Below are 15095 nucleotides of genomic sequence, written 5' to 3'. Positions count from 1 at the left end.
CTCTTTATCTTCTTTGCCAAGCTGCTGAGCGTTTACGTAGTCTTGCGGTAAGTGCCTCATAACCGCCTCTTACCAGTAGATTTAACATAACAATCAGTATCGACATCGCCGCCGCCTGAGCTGTATCACCCGCATCATCCATATTTACGATAACAATGGAAGCCAGACGCAAATCCGCACCATACAAGAAAACGACAGCAGATATCGTAACCATTGCATTAACGAACAAGTATATCCCCATTTCGAGGATGGCCGGTAAGGATAGAGGAACGGTCACTCTCAAAAACGTCTTCCATCTGGAGACATTCATCGACTCCGATACCTGATCAAACTCCTTGTCCATCATTTTGAGCGTGGTTGTCGCCGTCATAAAGGGAACAGAATAAAAATGTATGATATTGGCAAGGACAAGAATTGCCATTGTTCCATAAATAAAGTTCAGCGGATTACTCGGGTGGTTAAAGAAGTAAATATAAGACAATCCGATAACAAGTCCCGGTAAAGCCACTGGAAGGATCGACAAAAAGTAAATCCCTTGGCGTACTGGCCTGAAGCCTTGGGTATTCTCAATTAAATAAGCAACCGTGAATATGATAATCGTCCCGAAAACCGCAGTGAGTGCAGCTACCTGTACACTATTCCAAAAAGGATGAAATCCTCCGGCTGCCGCTTTGCTGAAATCAAAATTAGCCAGCGTAAATGACATATTGTACGGCCATTTCTTCACAACCGCTGCAAGTAACACAGCGCCCATAAGCGTTAATATGAGGAATGAAATCGTTCCTGCATATAGATAGGAAACGGCGTTTCGGATCTTATGTTGTTTTATTGTGTAAGGTACCGAGCGGGATGTCACATAAGCCTGCTGTTTCCGCGTTACAACCCGGTCAAGTATAAAGGCAAGAACTGCAGGTATCGTAAGTAAAATACCAACGACAGCTCCCATCGGCATATTTTGCTGACCTACCACTTGTTTGTAGATGTCAGTGGCTAGAACATTATATTGTCCGCCGACCACTTTAGGAGCACCAAAGTCAGTAAAACTAAGTGTAAAACAGATCATCGCTGCGCTTAGCATCGCGTATTTAACAGACGGCAACGTAATGGTCCACATTTTTCTCAAATGAGATGCTCCCATCGAGTCTGCTGCTTCATAAAGTCTGTAGTCACTAACGGAAAGCCCTGCCAGCAAAATTAGAAAAGCTTGAGGGAATGTATAAATAATTTCTGAAAGAACAATACCTACGGGTCCATAAAGTGGAAAGTCCCATGTAAAAGGTAAGGCTCCAAAAAATCCGGTTGTAATCAGCCCCTGATTGCCAAAGAGATACGTTAGCGCAAGACCATGCATCATCGTCGGTGCAAAAAGCGGTAGTAAGGCAAGACCTTTAAAGAAAGCTTTCCCTTTGATATCTGTACGTGCCAAAATGTAGGCAAGTCCAAAGGCAAGTGGCAAAACAATACCTGTCGTAATAATAGAAATCGTTACCGAATGAAGTAAAGATAAGAGTAATGAAGGCGAACTAAAATATTTAGTGAAATTTGCGAGCCCTACTCCATTACCACTAACATCGAAAAAAGCTTGTCTAAACATATAGATTAGTGGCAGAACAACCACTGTAATCAGTCCGAGAAGGATAAGCAGCAAAACCCACCCCGTAAACCAGCCCTGCCTGATTTTCACTTTATGCTTGGTTTTCGTTTTATATAGAGGTCTAACGGGTTGTTCTAATGACCCTTTCATACATCAAGCCCCTTTCTTAATGGAACGATTTGGCGTCGTATTCTAGGATGCGTTCCTCGGGCAACCGAAACTTTAATAGTGAATCCTCGGAAAACCGAATGTTATGCGCCGTTTCAGAGGTAATATCAACCCACACCTGGTGGTGTGTTGCCTGACCTTGCCCATCCGCCAATTGGAGACTGATGCGATAAAATGCGCCTCGAAACTCAACATGTTTTACATATCCCTTAATATAATCTTCCCTTGTTCCAGTGACGTCGTCGTTGTGAGAAACCATCTGAAGATACTCGGGACGGATGGCAATCATCCTTTGTCCCTTCGCTTTTAGACCCGATAATTCGGTTGGTATGAAATTAATCGCTCCAATGAAATCGGCCACAAATGGACTACTCGGCCTGTCATATACTTCCTGCGGAGTACCGCTTTGCATGACATGACCATGATCCATGACGATAATCTGATCTGCCATTGTCAAAGCCTCTTCCTGATCGTGCGTTACCATCACCATCGTCATGCCTAGTCGCTGTTGTAGCTCACATAGATCAAGTCTGAGCTTCTCACGTACTTTCGCATCGAGTGCTGATAATGGTTCATCAAGCAATAGCACCTCTGGTGACAAGGCAATGGCTCTGGCCAAAGCAACACGCTGTTGTTGTCCACCGGAGAGCTGAGCGGGATAACGCTCTTCAATTCCTTGGAGACCGACAAGCTCCAGCATTTCTTTTACCTTACTTACTATTTGTTTGCGGGGAAGTTTCCCTTTCAGCCCGTATGCAATATTGTCTTGTACATTTAAATTCGGAAATAGAGCATAGGACTGAAAAACAATCCCAAAGTTTCGTTTCGCAGGTGGCAGTTCCGTAATTTCTATTTTCTCCATCATGATACTGCCTGTATCTGGATTCTCTAAACCTGCTATGATACGGAGTAATGTCGTCTTGCCACAACCGCTGGGTCCAAGTAAACAAGTGAGTTTCCCTTTGGGAATCGTAACATCCACCTCATGAAGTGCTGTAAATTTTCCAAACGACTTGCTAATACTTCGCATCGTTAATCCTTCGTTATTCATTATCCATTCTCCTAACAAGGTGGATTCTTTTGTTGTGCTCAGCATTTTTGTTTTCTTATGAGCTTGATATTAGTTTAATTTTTATTTGTTAAGAGAATATCAAACGCAAGTAAAATATGTGCGTTTGATTGCTTTTACTTTGTTCTTATACTTTACATTCACTCAGAAAAGGCGATAAAACCCTGTATTTCTCTTGTAGATACAAGCAAAACCAACTTATTTCCACTGATAAAATGACATGAAAAAGAGCCTTCCTTTTTGCAGGAAAGCTCTCGTTCTTTTTCATTCATGAAAAGATCTCCAAAATTCGCCGTCTTTATGAATAAGTCCCTTGATCTCCTCAAATGGAATCGTAAATGTGGGGAAACCAGCTGCGTACGGACCAATCTCATAGGGTGCAAAATACAGATGAAGTGCATGATCCGTAACATAGAAGGGTTGATCTGGTTTAATTCCCCGGTAGCTTTCGGGAAAAACATACGAATAAGCGGGATCCTCTTTTATTATTTCACCTATCCATTTACTCAATTCCTTCACATAATCTGCGCCTGCTTTGAACAAATCTCTTAACATAAATATACGACCAGTTCCAAGATGAATCAGGGAATGAGTCTTGGTGGGTAGACCATGTGCTGCTCCCAACGGATAGTGGTACCCATTCAGCTCAATGTTCAAAAGGTTCTTCTTGTAATAAGTAACATCGAAATCGCCTGAGAATGTCTCTGTTTTTGCTTGGTTTTCCGGAATTCTTTTGACTTCTGCTAATTGTTTAAGCCGGATGTTCACCCTTTGCTCTGCGATTTCATTGGTCATACCCTCTATTTTCGGATAATAAACAAGATAGCGACTATTGGGTTTATACTTTTCTTCTTTAACGAGTATTGTTTCGTTCAGCGGTATTTCTTTCAGCGGCTCCCATAGGATCTCCCCCATCTTATTTACATAGTACGGCCTTTGATCAATAAAAACTTCGATCACATTTTCCTCTTTCCGTGTTAAAGTACCGCTGCCTTCTATTATTGGGTATCCTTTTGCCTGATTTCCGCTTCGGTCTATAAAATAGGTCTGCTCTTTATCGTTCACTGAAGCGAGGCCATCTTTATAATCAGATACGTCATCGTACATAAATTCGGTTAACAGGTTCCCTGTTTGTTCTACAATTGCATAATGAGAGGAACCAAACGGCTGCTCAGCATCAGTAGATATTCCAATTGCCCATCGCTTGTCACCCAAATCACGAATATCGCTATATTCCGCTGCAATAACAAACGTTCCTTGTTTGTTAATCAATCCGTACCTCGGCTGAGCTTCATCTGATGTATTTACAATCGCTAGTCCATGATTAAAACCGAACGCCAAGGTAAAAGAAGGAGGAACGATGACACTTCCTTTCTCATCCATATACCCGTACTTTCCGGTCGCAGTCTCCTTAAACACAAGGAATCCCTCACCGTATGATCCGACATCGTTATAGGGGTATGTAGCTAGCCACTCTCCTGTTTCGTTAATTAGTCCGTACTCATCTTCTTTTTTCTTCACAAGTGCTTTCTGATGGTTGTAATCATTTGCTTCTTCATATTGAGCAGGAATGATTTCATTCCCCTCTGGATCAAGATAACCGTATTGTATGACCTCATTGTCCGTTCCGTTTGTCTTCATTTCGTAATATACTGCCCGTTTCTCATGTAAATTGGATATAAAAGGGTAAGACTGACGTGTAACAACTTTCCCCTTTTCATCAATCATTGCAAATTTCTGCTCATCATCAGATACGATAGCTCGATGTTCTATATAAGAGGAGAGGGATGAATAGATTGGATCTACTACATACCGTCCTGAAGAATCAATCAGACCATATTTTTGTTGTTCAGCTACAACAGCGAGCCCATTTTGTTGAAAATCACGCGCTTCACTATATATAGGACTTATGATGAATTCCGAATCTTCATTAATGTAACCCCACTTTGTACCATCGGTCGTTTTTTCAGATGCTGGAAATAAAGATACATTTCTTTTCCTCTGAGGTGCTGATTCCACTTCTACTTCCACGATTATCCGATCTTTCGTAATTTCGCTATCCATCTGTTTATAGATGTTTTCAATCTTCAATTTCAGCATTATAAGTTCGGTACGAGAAGGATAGGGATTTTGAAATGACAAGTTTTTATTAATCGATTGCAAAGCATCTGGCAACATTCCCGCATGGTACTGTGCATCTGCTAGATAATACCAATAAAATGGATAACTCGGATGCTCCTCTGTTTTTCGCTCATAATATCGCACAACATTTACAAAATAGTTAGGATATACATCCCACGCTTTTACAAACTTCCCTTCTTTCCAGCGTAGTACATTAACACGATATGCCTCCCCTGTGTCATGAATCCAAAGTGCAATTTGACTAGTCTTAGAATCTTTCGTAATTCCTGACATATTTATTATTTCAATAGAGCTATATGACATATCAGCTGGAGCCTCATTAATGAGTTCCCCTTCCTCCCACTTATAGACGGAAAGTTTGGACCAGATCGAGCCAATTTGCCATCCAATCACTAAATTTATACTATTTTCTTTCATTATCGGTTCACCCGTCATAAGCGTTACCCCATAACCCAACCCCTTTGTATTCAAAACGATCTTCCACTCATTATCTACATAGGACAGTACCATAAGATATAAATCTTCACCGATCCGATAAATGACAGAAATCTCAGGAATGCCGTCACCTGATAAATCTCCTATATAAATTGCCTGATGAGGCAATGGACCTTCTAGTTTCATGATCTCTGCGCCTTCCGGCAGATGGGAGAAAATAAGCTGGTTTAGTTGTGCTTCTCCATAGCCACTCATAAAATTAAACCTCCTTTTTGCAACAGTATCCATGCTAATCGTATTGTGTAGAAAAGATAAATATGCACTTCCAACTTTTTTTATGAGGTATATCTCCTAATGGACAACATATATTTAGCGCAAGGAGGCTATAAGATGATTATTTCGATTAGCGTCGCCGCGAGTGCAGCAGCTTTTATTGTGTTAGTTTATTATGTGGTTCGGGTTCTAATGAAAGGCATGGGCACTTTGGGTGAAACGAATAAAACATTATCCGAGGTCAGAAATGCCATTCATGGACTGACTCAAGAATCGACAAGATTAATTCAGACAGCAAATGTGATCACTTCCGATGTAAAAGGAAAAATCCGCTCGGTTGAACCGATCTTTAATTCTGCACAAGATGTGGGCGAAGCCATTCACAGTGTGACGAAAACGGTCAAACAAGCTTCAGAAGCGATTGGTGATGTTATTCATCCGACAGCAGAAAATGATTCTAGACAACCACTCAAGATCAAATTCAAGTAACTTAAAAAAAGCAATTTTGTAAAAGGGGGTGAATTATGCCAACCATACTGGTTCAGCTCGCTTATCTTGTTATCTTTATTTGGTCCATAGTGATGATTGTTCAAGATATTCAGCTCTCTCGAAAATCCTTGCTAAATATTTTGCTGCATATTGCAATAGCCATCGTCTCCCTTAACTGGTTTTTACATTCTATCGGATATCAGTTTTAAAAAATTCTTCAATTTGGAAACTAAAAGGCCTAGGATCATAAATGATCCTAGGCCTTTTATATAGAACATATTACTCGTTACTTAATTCCTTGTTTTGTTCGCTTCCTCTTCCAGCCTTCGATATCTTTTGAGATCCGCTTTACGAATCGGAAGGGGTTCTTTGCGAAGCAGCTTTGTCATAGCCACAATCAGTAATAACAATAGCACTGTAAATGGTAATGCCGCTATCAATGAAGCGGTCTGTAATGCTTCAAGTCCCCCTGAGTATAACAGCACACCCGCAATGGCAGCCATAAGTGTACCCCATACAATTTTCCCGACGGTCGGAGGATTCAGGCTTCCACGACTAGTCATACTTGCTAAGATATGCGTTGCAGAATCCGCAGACGTCACTAAGAAAGTAAGAATCAGAAGAATGGATAATACGGACATGACACTGGAGAACGGCAATTGATCGAACATTTGGAACAAGGCCACCGCAACATCCTGATTCACCGCAGCCGCAATTCCCGCATTCTCATGAAGGTCGAACCAAAGTGCCGTTCCTCCAAAAGTCGCAATCCATAAACATGCAATCACCGGTGGAACGACCATTACACCTACAATAAATTCCCTCACGGTTCTCCCTTTGGATACCCTCGCTATAAAAGCACCAACATAGGGTGACCAAGCAATAGCCCATGCCCAGTAAAAAATAGTCCAGTCTCCTACCCAAGTTCCTTCGGAATAAGGTTGCAGTCGCAAACTGTACTGAACAAAATTCGTTATGTAATCGCCGAGAGCAAGTGTAAAAGATTCAAGAATAAAGACGGTTGGTCCCATTGTAAACACAAAGAGTAAAAACAGAAGTGCAACGACGAGATTAAAATTACTTAAAATCCGAATTCCCTTATCGAGTCCTGTCATTGTTGACATCATATAAGCTATAAAAATAAAAACCAAAATAACAAGTTGAATAATGGTGTTATTCCCTGTACCAGCAACTGTATCAAGGCCCCCGCTCATCTGAATAACACCGAGTCCAATGGAAGTCGCGATCCCCATAACCGTAGCGATAACAGCTAATATATCGATTGTATTTTTCACTGTTGGTTTTTTTCCGGTGACGGGTTCTAAAGCGGTTGATACAAGACCATCTTTTTGTTTACGAAATTGCAGAAAGGCAATAACAAGACCCACTAACGCAAACACAGACCATTGACTGATCCCCCAGTGAAAAAAGGAATAACCCATCGCAATACGAGCTGCGTCCGTCGTACCTGCTTCAACACCCGCAAACGGAGTGTTAAAGAAATGACTCATCGGTTCTGCTACTCCCCAGAATACAAGACCAACTCCGAATCCTGCCGAGAATAACATGCCAATCCAAGTGAAAAAAGGGTAATCTGGTTTTTCCTTATCTCCTCCGAGACGAATAGAACCATATTTACTCGTAGCTACCCAGATCAGAAATACAATAATGACAAAAAGCGAAAGCAAGTAAAACCAACCAAACTTATCTTTTGAAAAGTTAAACAAATAGTTAGCCGTTCTTCCAAAAGCTTCAGGCATTAATGCTCCTGTCAATGCGATGATTGCTACGATAATTGCTGAAATTGAATACACTTTGTTCTCAAAAAATTTGCCAATCACAAACTCACCTCTACTATAATTTCGTTATAAACTCTTTACAGATTAGTTACTTAAACAAAAATGATTCGTTTAAATCAGTAGAGTTATCTTCAAATAAAAAAACACCCCCTGATTCCAAATTGGAATTTGGGCGTGCTTCGTCATGATCAAGACTCTTAAAGCCAGTGGCTCGGTATTTTCAAATGTTCGGGAAGTTTCGTTGTCTTATCGCCACGAGCCGAATTTACCTGCACTTGCGTAAGAAAGATACTCCCTGTTAGATTTGCCCCTCTAAGATCCGCATCCCGAAAATCAGCGCCGATGACATCTGCATTTCGCAGATCAGCTCCTTGTAGATCACAGGCAATAAATAAACAGCCTCGTAAATTCATTCCCATTAAGTTTGATTCTTTTAATTTTGCACCTATGTAATCTCTTTTTTTCATTTTCTTTTGTTGTCCTGTAGTTGCTCTTACAAGTTCACTTGCTGCGACTAGCACCTCGTTTATCATGGACCTATGCTGGGGTATATCAAACTGGATAAGTCTCAGTGGATTTAGAAACGTAATTTGATCTGTTTGTGATAAGTATTCTTGTATCTGGTTATGAAGAGAAGCTGTTTCTTCCCTTGAGAGGGCATCAAGAAGGTAATACATCATTTCGTGAAGCTGCTGCATCACAGGAAATACAAGAAACATTTCTTCGGCTGTTTGCTTCTTCTCTCTCCAATGAACTCCTTGATAGGTATAATTCGTCATTTTTTGACCTGCACCAAAACATTCATAAACGGTACAACCTTTGCAGCCTTTTTCCCTTAGTTTAGAGTGTATACTGCAGCGATCGTCGGCTTGCAGATGAGAACATGGAGTCCCTGCCTCTTTGTTCATCGCAAAATCAGTTGATTTGCCAAAAGGCAAAGCAACACAGCACAAACCAAAACAATGATCGCAATCCGCTTGAATCTCGCTTTTCTTATCTATCTGGTTAACCAGATTTCTATGCATAATCTCCACTTCCTCTACTCTTCTGGGGTATTATTCCAGTATAAGAGAATACCACAAGTAGAGGAATACAAAAATAGCAGGTAATAGGCTGCCAACGAGCATAGCTATATATGGAGTCGGTGTTTTCATGTACTGAGCAAAGTCCTTATCGATTATCTTTTTTTTCTCCGTAGTCAATAGAACTTGGTGCTGAATTCCATCTACGATCTTTTTGCTATCCGCTGGATTCAACGTAGAAATATGATCCCACATATTCATGTATTCCCGTTTACTCTGTTCTAATAGCTCTATTTTTGATTGCTCGATCTCCGAATTCGTTGTCTCTGACATCATAAGCCACCGCCTTGTCATAGTAATTGTCAAAATAAAAAACGACCAGACAGTATTTCTGTTTGGTCGTTCTCTAGATGAGTCGTTTCACCGCATGAATAAACGGTTTCGGATTTTCTTTTATTGTATAAGGATATACGCCCTGCTGGGTATGTATATATAACATGCCTCGGTCACCGCCTATTGAGCGGTAAGACAGATCGAACACCTTGTCAATTGGAAACTCCCGGTAAGCAGATGCTATTTTATCTGGATAAAGCTCCAGTAAGCGTTGATGTTCGATAATTTCCATATGCAAATGATCGATTTTTCGCTCTATTTTATAATAGGGCTGTGTCGCGATTGGTTTCATTTTTTACGATTCCTTTCCTGATCAAGTCTATAGTAACATTTCTCCCTTCTGTACGGTACCCTAAACTTCACAAAATGAATCTACAAACGGATGACGGAATACCTATTTCATGATAGTCTGTTACCAGCAATCCTCTTATATACTTACTCACCTCCCGTTTACCCATTACAGCTATACCAATCCAATGATTAGGAGTGATTTGTTATGAATCCTTTTTCACCCGATCTGTTAAAAGACAAAGTGATCATCGTCACCGGAGGGGCTACGGGTCTTGGACTTGCAATGAGTGAAATGTTCGCCGAACTAGGAGCAAAATTAGCTTGGTGCGGTAGAAGATCTGAGGTATTGGAAGAATCCGCGCGTATACTCGGTGCAAAAGGATATGATATCTTCCATGCGTGTTGTGATGTAAGAGATCCTGCACAAGTACAATCTTTTGTGGAAGCGGTTACTTCCCATTATGGCCGTATTGATATTCTTGTTAATAACGCGGCAGGCAATTTCATCAGTCCTACAGAAAGATTATCCCCCCGAGCAGTAGATGCCGTCTTGAATATTGTTTTACACGGTACCTTTTACATGACACTGGAGGTCGGAAAAAGATGGATTGAACGTAAGGAGACAGGTACGATGCTTAACATTGTAACTACCTATGCTTCCAGTGGATCTGGGTATGTTGTTCCCTCTGCTGCAGCAAAAGCAGGTGTGCTTGCCCTTACTCGTTCTCTTGCCGTCGAATGGGCTCCTTATGGCATTCGTCAAGTAGCGATCGCTCCTGGGCCGTTTCCAACCGATGGAGCCTGGTCAAGATTAACGCCAACCCCTGATCTCGAGCAAAAATTAATTGACCGTGTACCGTTAAAACGTGTCGGCAACAAAGAAGAACTGGGTGCTTTAGCTGCTTTTCTTGTATCAGACTATGCTGGTTATATTAACGGCGAAGTCGTTACTATTGATGGTGGCGAATGGTTACAAGGTGCAGGTCAATTTAACGGCTTGTCCGAAGTAACGGAAGAGCAATGGAATGATCTTGCGAAAATGACTCGCAAAGGCAAGTAATTCGCATGTTGTTTCCATCTCATGACTTAAATAAGAAAGGCCATCCCGTTATTTTATAAACAAGGATGGCCTTTCTATTTTTAATGAATTTGACGATTAGTCAGAATAAAGTTGTCCATTGAAAGATTCCGGTCCTACACGAACAGTGCCCAGCAAGTTCGAACTAACAAAAGCCGTGTATGTGAGCTGTGGAGTAATCGGTGGATTAAAGTCAGTAGCTGTAAAATTAATAATCTGCGGTGCTAGTACACTAAGGCTAAAGGTCGAAGTTGCTGAATAAACCACAGGGTCAGTAGGAACTGTTCCTCTTACAATCGTTACCGTAAGTCCAACTAGAGCAAGTGGAACTTGTACTGAGATCGTGCCACTAAATACTACACGCGGATTGGTACCTGTTCCTGCAGTTAACAAGCCTATTTGTCCAAACAATTGAGGCGTATTGATTACCGTAATGGGAATCGAAATTGAGTTCGCAAAACTAGCATTCTGTGATGTTCTTGAATCTATAAACTGAGTCATACTGATGCCCCTCCTATTCTCTTTAGGATAATGTTATTTTATGCAGTTTAGAATAGGAGAGAAACGGACAGTAATGTAATTTATTATATTAATTTTTAGTAGTATAGCTTATTTTACCAAACACATGATCAAAACCGGCTTTAGATTTTTCAAGCAGCTGATCAAGAGATTCTGTTGGTAGAGCCGAAGTTAATACTTCTTGTGAAACGACACCGTTATACCCAGCAGCTTGTAAACTTTGAACAAAATCGGATAGATCAATAACACCTTCTCCCGTATATAAACGGTCATTATCTAGAAGCTGATCTACTGGTTTATCATAAGCATCGTTGATATGAACATAGGCAATTTGACTGCTGTTCAGTTGCCCTAGTTCAGCTCCTGACAATCCGGTTGTATGACAGTGATAGGAATCAATCAGAAGGCCCGCATTCGTCACTCCCATTGCATCAATCATTTCCAAGGTTTCGTTCATTGTCCAGATAAAAGGGTAGCTCCAAGTAGAGCGAAGGTGATGCGGCCCTACAAATTCCAAAGCGAGCGTAATCCCATATGTACCTAACACTTCGGCACAAATACGGAGACGTTTGACAGCCCGGGCCATAAATGCAGCAGGTTTATCATCTGTAGAAGGTAAAATATAAGTGCAGCATACTTTACATCCAAGTGAACGGGCTGCTGAAGCGTAGGATGCAAGTTCTAAAAGTCCTTTTTGAAACTCCTCGTCACTCTTTCTCCACTCGACGTTAAGCCCGATAGCACCTACTGAAATCTGATGTTGTTCTAATATAGACTGTGCTTCTGACAGGCCAACGTGATCAATTAATCCTTTAGCATCCAAATCTACAGCTTCAAATCCGTATTCTGCTGCTTTGGTAATAAAAAGAATATCCTCTACTTCGCCAAGACCTGCTTTACTTAATCCTCTTTTCATCACATATCCTCCGTCTCTTTACATAATTCTGATAGACTCCCATCCGTTACCTGAATCAGCTTACTTGTATTGACTTCCATTTGAAGACCCACTTTTCCTGCGCTGATTATAATTTGGTCGAGTTCATTCGCCTGTTGATCAATAAATACAGGATACCGTTTCTTCATTCCAACAGGAGAACATCCCCCTCGGATGTAACCGGTAACCTGTAGCAGATCTTTGACCGCAATAAGTTCTATCTTTTTTTCCTTGGTCGTTTTAGCGGCCTTTTTCAAATCTAGTTCACACTGTACCGGTATGACAAATACGTAGTAACCTTTACTACCGCTACCTTGAGCAACCAATGTTTTATAAACGTATTCTGGGGCTTTCCCAATTTTGCTTGCTACAGATATTCCATCGATCTCTCCATCATCCGTTTGATAGATCAGCACTTCATAAGGTACTTTCTGTTTATCGAGCATACGCATTGCGTTCGTTTTCTCTGGTTTCATTTCCGATCCTGCCTTTCTTATCGTTGAAGATATGTTAAATTTAGTATAATCATAAAGCTGATGAAGTAAGAAAAAAAGTGATTTATAATATGACAGCGCTTTCTTTTATTTTGGAAATTGATTATAATATTAGGAAATATACGCTGGGAGCTAATTATCATATAGCTGAAGGAGATGTTTACCTTATGGATTCTACTACCGATGTAAGAAAAGAAATTCAAGCAGCTTGTGAGAAATATGATAATTTATATGCACGGTTAGTACAACCCATTAATGAAATGTTAATCGAAATAAATGCTTCGATATCCGAAGAAACAGCTAAGAAGATTATCCACAATCTGGAGGCCTTTGATAAAGGTGAAAAGTATATTGCTGATTGCCATTTTGACGAAAGTCAAAATTTTATGAGTGATGGAATTAGATCTTTGCAGCAAGGCGATCTTTCCAATGGAGCTCTGCAAATTTTCGGTGCAGGATTAAATTTTGCAAGCTATGCCTCCAAAGCAGCTGGGCATAAAAACGTTCATATACATGAACAGATGAATGAAGCCTTCCATTTAATAATTAATGAACTAAAATAAGGCACGGTTCGGGGCTAAGTACCGTGCTATAAAACAGTAAAAAAGAGAGCCGAAAAATTCGGCTCTCTTTTTAAGCTTTATTACCAAAGTAAACTTATGGTCAATAAATTAAACAAAGCAAGCGGGAGTATTACATTCGGATTCGGACCCGGCCCGGGTCCTGGGCCCCAACCGGGTCCGGGTCCGTGCCCAGGGCCAGGACCCCAGCCTGGTCCAGGTCCATGCCCAGGGCCATGTCCAGGGCCATGTCCAGGGCCATGTCCGGAACCATGACCACCCGGATAAAATCCGCGCTGATCTTCTACTTGCAAAAAGACGTAATGGTCATCCACATTCATTACGACACCTTCAATTGATTCCCCATCTATCGTAAGTACTTTCACCTTATGGTTAACCAGCTGGTGACATGCCTGTTTCACATGCTCTTTGTGTTTTTTCATGTAATCTGCAACATGATGCTCACATTGGTACATTAATTGATGTCCGCGATACGCCACTTCATATTCCTCCTTCATGAATCATCCTGATCACAATGTATGCAGATGACCCATAAAGGGTGTTTGCCTATGAATTTGTCTTATGGGTTTGTTGACCACATACCAGCAGACTTAATGAATATTCTTGAATTCAGCTTCAGCTGAGATACCATATATTCAGCCAGATCTTCAGGCTGCATCACTTTGTCCGGATTACCATCAGTCAAGTTCAGATCTACTGCCATATCTGTTGCCACGGTACTCGGAGTAAGAGCTGTTACACGAATGTTATGCTTTCTTACTTCAAGCATTAAAGATTCAGTTAGAGCTAGAACACCCGCTTTAGAAGCACTGTATGCACTTGTGACAGGGGCACCTTTTTGACCTGCTGTAGAGGAAATATTAATAATATCACCAGATTTACGCTCGATCATTTGCGGCAATACTGCTCTAGTTGTGTAGTAAACACCCATCAAGTTAACTTGAATGATCTTCTCCCAGTCCTTAGGATCGAGTTCCATGAAGTTACCAAATTTAGAAATTCCGGCATTGTTGATCAGAATATCGATAGGTCCTAATTCTTGCTTTATATGTTCTACAGCTTTTGTAATGGATTCAAGATCCGATACATCTGCAGTGGCAACAGAAACTTTTACACCGAACGGTTTCAATTCTTCTGCCACTTTCTCCAAGTGATCTCTATTACGCGCAATTAAGCCCACATGAATACCTTCTTTGGCAAATTCAATAGCAGTTGCTCGTCCAATACCACGACCCGCTCCGGTAATCAGGGCTATCTTCCCTTGTAGATTCTGCATGTTCTATTCACCACTCCTGTAAATTAATCTATCACAGTTACATTATACTTTTTCATCTACCCATTTACCAAACTTTCCGTGGTAGTTATACCATTAATTATGCTTACGAAAGTGAATGCTTAGTCACTATTGTATAAGAAGGGTTCAAAGTTTGCTTCCAAATAGTCTGCGGTTGATAGCTTTAATAAAAAAGACGATAGCTCTCGCAAGAGCTATCGTCCATAGTATGACTTGCTTACCTTGAGCAACTTATAGTTGCTCTGTTTTTTTCCAATCTGCAGCGAATTTCTCCATGCCTTGATCTGTAAGCGGATGTTTAGACAACTGTTCAATAACTGAAAAAGGAATGGTTGCAATATGTGCGCCAGCCATTGCGACACGTGTCACATGATCTGGATGACGGACAGATGCTGCAATGATTTGTGTATCCAGATTATGCGTATTGAACAACTCAGCGATTTTCGAGACAAGGAGAACACCATCTTCCGAAATATCATCGAGACGCCCAAGGAATGGGGATACATACGTTGATCCAGAT

At 40.9% G+C, this 15095-nt stretch carries 18 protein-coding genes; 4 read left to right on the top strand and 14 right to left on the bottom strand.

The window, feature by feature from the left end; all coding sequences use genetic code 11:
* Window positions 1-4: 4 nt before the first annotated feature.
* From KFT32_RS13380 to KFT32_RS13370, 4 genes are all read right to left on the bottom strand, one after another.
* Window positions 5-1744 carry a putative 2-aminoethylphosphonate ABC transporter permease subunit gene (locus KFT32_RS13380; RefSeq protein ID WP_211747723.1) on the bottom strand — a complete coding sequence of 580 codons (1740 nt, stop codon included), beginning with the start codon at window positions 1742-1744 and terminating at the stop codon, window positions 5-7.
* Between the two features lie 16 nt (window positions 1745-1760).
* Window positions 1761-2813: an ABC transporter ATP-binding protein gene (locus KFT32_RS13375; RefSeq protein ID WP_211747722.1), complete on the bottom strand. Its 1053-nt coding sequence runs from the start codon at window positions 2811-2813 to the stop codon at window positions 1761-1763.
* A gap of 158 nt (window positions 2814-2971) precedes the next feature.
* Window positions 2972-3103, bottom strand: coding sequence for a hypothetical protein (locus KFT32_RS27450; RefSeq protein WP_283246435.1), 132 nt, complete (start codon window positions 3101-3103; stop codon window positions 2972-2974).
* The gene (locus KFT32_RS13370) at window positions 3096-5663 is read right to left on the bottom strand and encodes a WG repeat-containing protein (RefSeq protein WP_211747721.1); all 2568 of its coding nucleotides are present in this window, start codon (window positions 5661-5663) and stop codon (window positions 3096-3098) included. The genes KFT32_RS27450 and KFT32_RS13370 overlap by 8 nt, the downstream gene beginning before the upstream one ends.
* 135 nt (window positions 5664-5798) lie before the next feature.
* Here KFT32_RS13370 and KFT32_RS13365 point away from each other — a divergent pair, with 135 nt between their 5' ends.
* Both KFT32_RS13365 and KFT32_RS13360 read left to right on the top strand, forming a co-directional pair.
* Window positions 5799-6170: a DUF948 domain-containing protein gene (locus KFT32_RS13365; RefSeq protein WP_211747720.1), complete on the top strand. Its 372-nt coding sequence runs from the start codon at window positions 5799-5801 to the stop codon at window positions 6168-6170.
* 35 nt (window positions 6171-6205) lie between these two features.
* Window positions 6206-6379: a hypothetical protein gene (locus tag KFT32_RS13360; protein ID WP_211747719.1), complete on the top strand. Its 174-nt coding sequence runs from the start codon at window positions 6206-6208 to the stop codon at window positions 6377-6379.
* Between the two features lie 81 nt (window positions 6380-6460).
* Here KFT32_RS13360 and KFT32_RS13355 read toward each other — a convergent pair whose 3' ends face one another.
* The 4 genes from KFT32_RS13355 to KFT32_RS13340 form a co-directional block, all read right to left on the bottom strand.
* Window positions 6461-8011 carry a BCCT family transporter gene (locus tag KFT32_RS13355; protein ID WP_211747718.1) on the bottom strand — a complete coding sequence of 517 codons (1551 nt, stop codon included), beginning with the start codon at window positions 8009-8011 and terminating at the stop codon, window positions 6461-6463.
* A 155-nt stretch (window positions 8012-8166) separates the two neighbouring features.
* A complete protein-coding gene (locus tag KFT32_RS13350) occupies window positions 8167-8994 on the bottom strand; it encodes a pentapeptide repeat-containing protein (protein ID WP_211747717.1) in 828 nt (275 codons plus the stop codon).
* Window positions 8995-9024: 30 nt separating this feature from the next.
* Window positions 9025-9327, bottom strand: coding sequence for a hypothetical protein (locus KFT32_RS13345; RefSeq protein ID WP_211747716.1), 303 nt, complete (start codon window positions 9325-9327; stop codon window positions 9025-9027).
* Window positions 9328-9397: 70 nt separating this feature from the next.
* Window positions 9398-9676: a hypothetical protein gene (locus tag KFT32_RS13340; protein ID WP_211747715.1), complete on the bottom strand. Its 279-nt coding sequence runs from the start codon at window positions 9674-9676 to the stop codon at window positions 9398-9400.
* Between the two features lie 204 nt (window positions 9677-9880).
* Between KFT32_RS13340 and KFT32_RS13335 the strand changes: the two genes are divergently transcribed.
* Entirely contained in the window at window positions 9881-10735 is an 855-nt protein-coding gene (locus KFT32_RS13335; RefSeq protein WP_211747714.1) for an SDR family oxidoreductase, read from the top strand.
* A gap of 96 nt (window positions 10736-10831) precedes the next feature.
* On the opposite strand, the gene KFT32_RS13330 is transcribed toward KFT32_RS13335, so the two are convergent.
* The 3 genes from KFT32_RS13330 to ybaK all read right to left on the bottom strand — a co-directional run bounded on the left by KFT32_RS13330 (window position 10832) and on the right by ybaK (window position 12682).
* A complete protein-coding gene (locus KFT32_RS13330; RefSeq protein WP_211747713.1) occupies window positions 10832-11254 on the bottom strand; it encodes a hypothetical protein in 423 nt (140 codons plus the stop codon).
* Window positions 11255-11342: 88 nt separating this feature from the next.
* Complete coding sequence (locus KFT32_RS13325; protein WP_211747712.1) at window positions 11343-12188, bottom strand: sugar phosphate isomerase/epimerase family protein; 846 nt, start codon at window positions 12186-12188, stop codon at window positions 11343-11345.
* A complete protein-coding gene (ybaK, locus tag KFT32_RS13320) occupies window positions 12188-12682 on the bottom strand; it encodes a Cys-tRNA(Pro) deacylase (protein WP_211747711.1) in 495 nt (164 codons plus the stop codon). The genes KFT32_RS13325 and ybaK overlap by 1 nt, the downstream gene beginning before the upstream one ends.
* A gap of 89 nt (window positions 12683-12771) precedes the next feature.
* Between ybaK and KFT32_RS13315 the strand changes: the two genes are divergently transcribed.
* Window positions 12772-13263, top strand: a complete 492-nt coding sequence (locus KFT32_RS13315; protein WP_249435873.1) for a hypothetical protein — start codon at window positions 12772-12774, stop codon at window positions 13261-13263.
* Between the two features lie 80 nt (window positions 13264-13343).
* Here KFT32_RS13315 and KFT32_RS13310 read toward each other — a convergent pair whose 3' ends face one another.
* The 3 genes from KFT32_RS13310 to KFT32_RS13300 all read right to left on the bottom strand — a co-directional run.
* Window positions 13344-13760 (bottom strand): hypothetical protein, encoded by a 417-nt coding sequence (locus tag KFT32_RS13310; RefSeq protein ID WP_349304907.1) that lies wholly within the window; start codon window positions 13758-13760, stop codon window positions 13344-13346.
* Window positions 13761-13840: 80 nt separating this feature from the next.
* Window positions 13841-14557, bottom strand: coding sequence for a 3-ketoacyl-ACP reductase (locus KFT32_RS13305; RefSeq protein ID WP_211747709.1), 717 nt, complete (start codon window positions 14555-14557; stop codon window positions 13841-13843).
* Between the two features lie 249 nt (window positions 14558-14806).
* Window positions 14807-15095, bottom strand: a 289-nt coding sequence (locus KFT32_RS13300) for a transaldolase family protein (protein ID WP_283246434.1), incomplete at its 5' end; no start/stop codon positions are given.

It is taken from the genome of Paenibacillus sp. Marseille-Q4541, from assembly GCF_018310695.1.
Classification (GTDB): domain Bacteria; phylum Bacillota; class Bacilli; order Paenibacillales; family Paenibacillaceae; genus Paenibacillus.
This window is presented reverse-complemented; position numbering and strand designations above follow the sequence as displayed.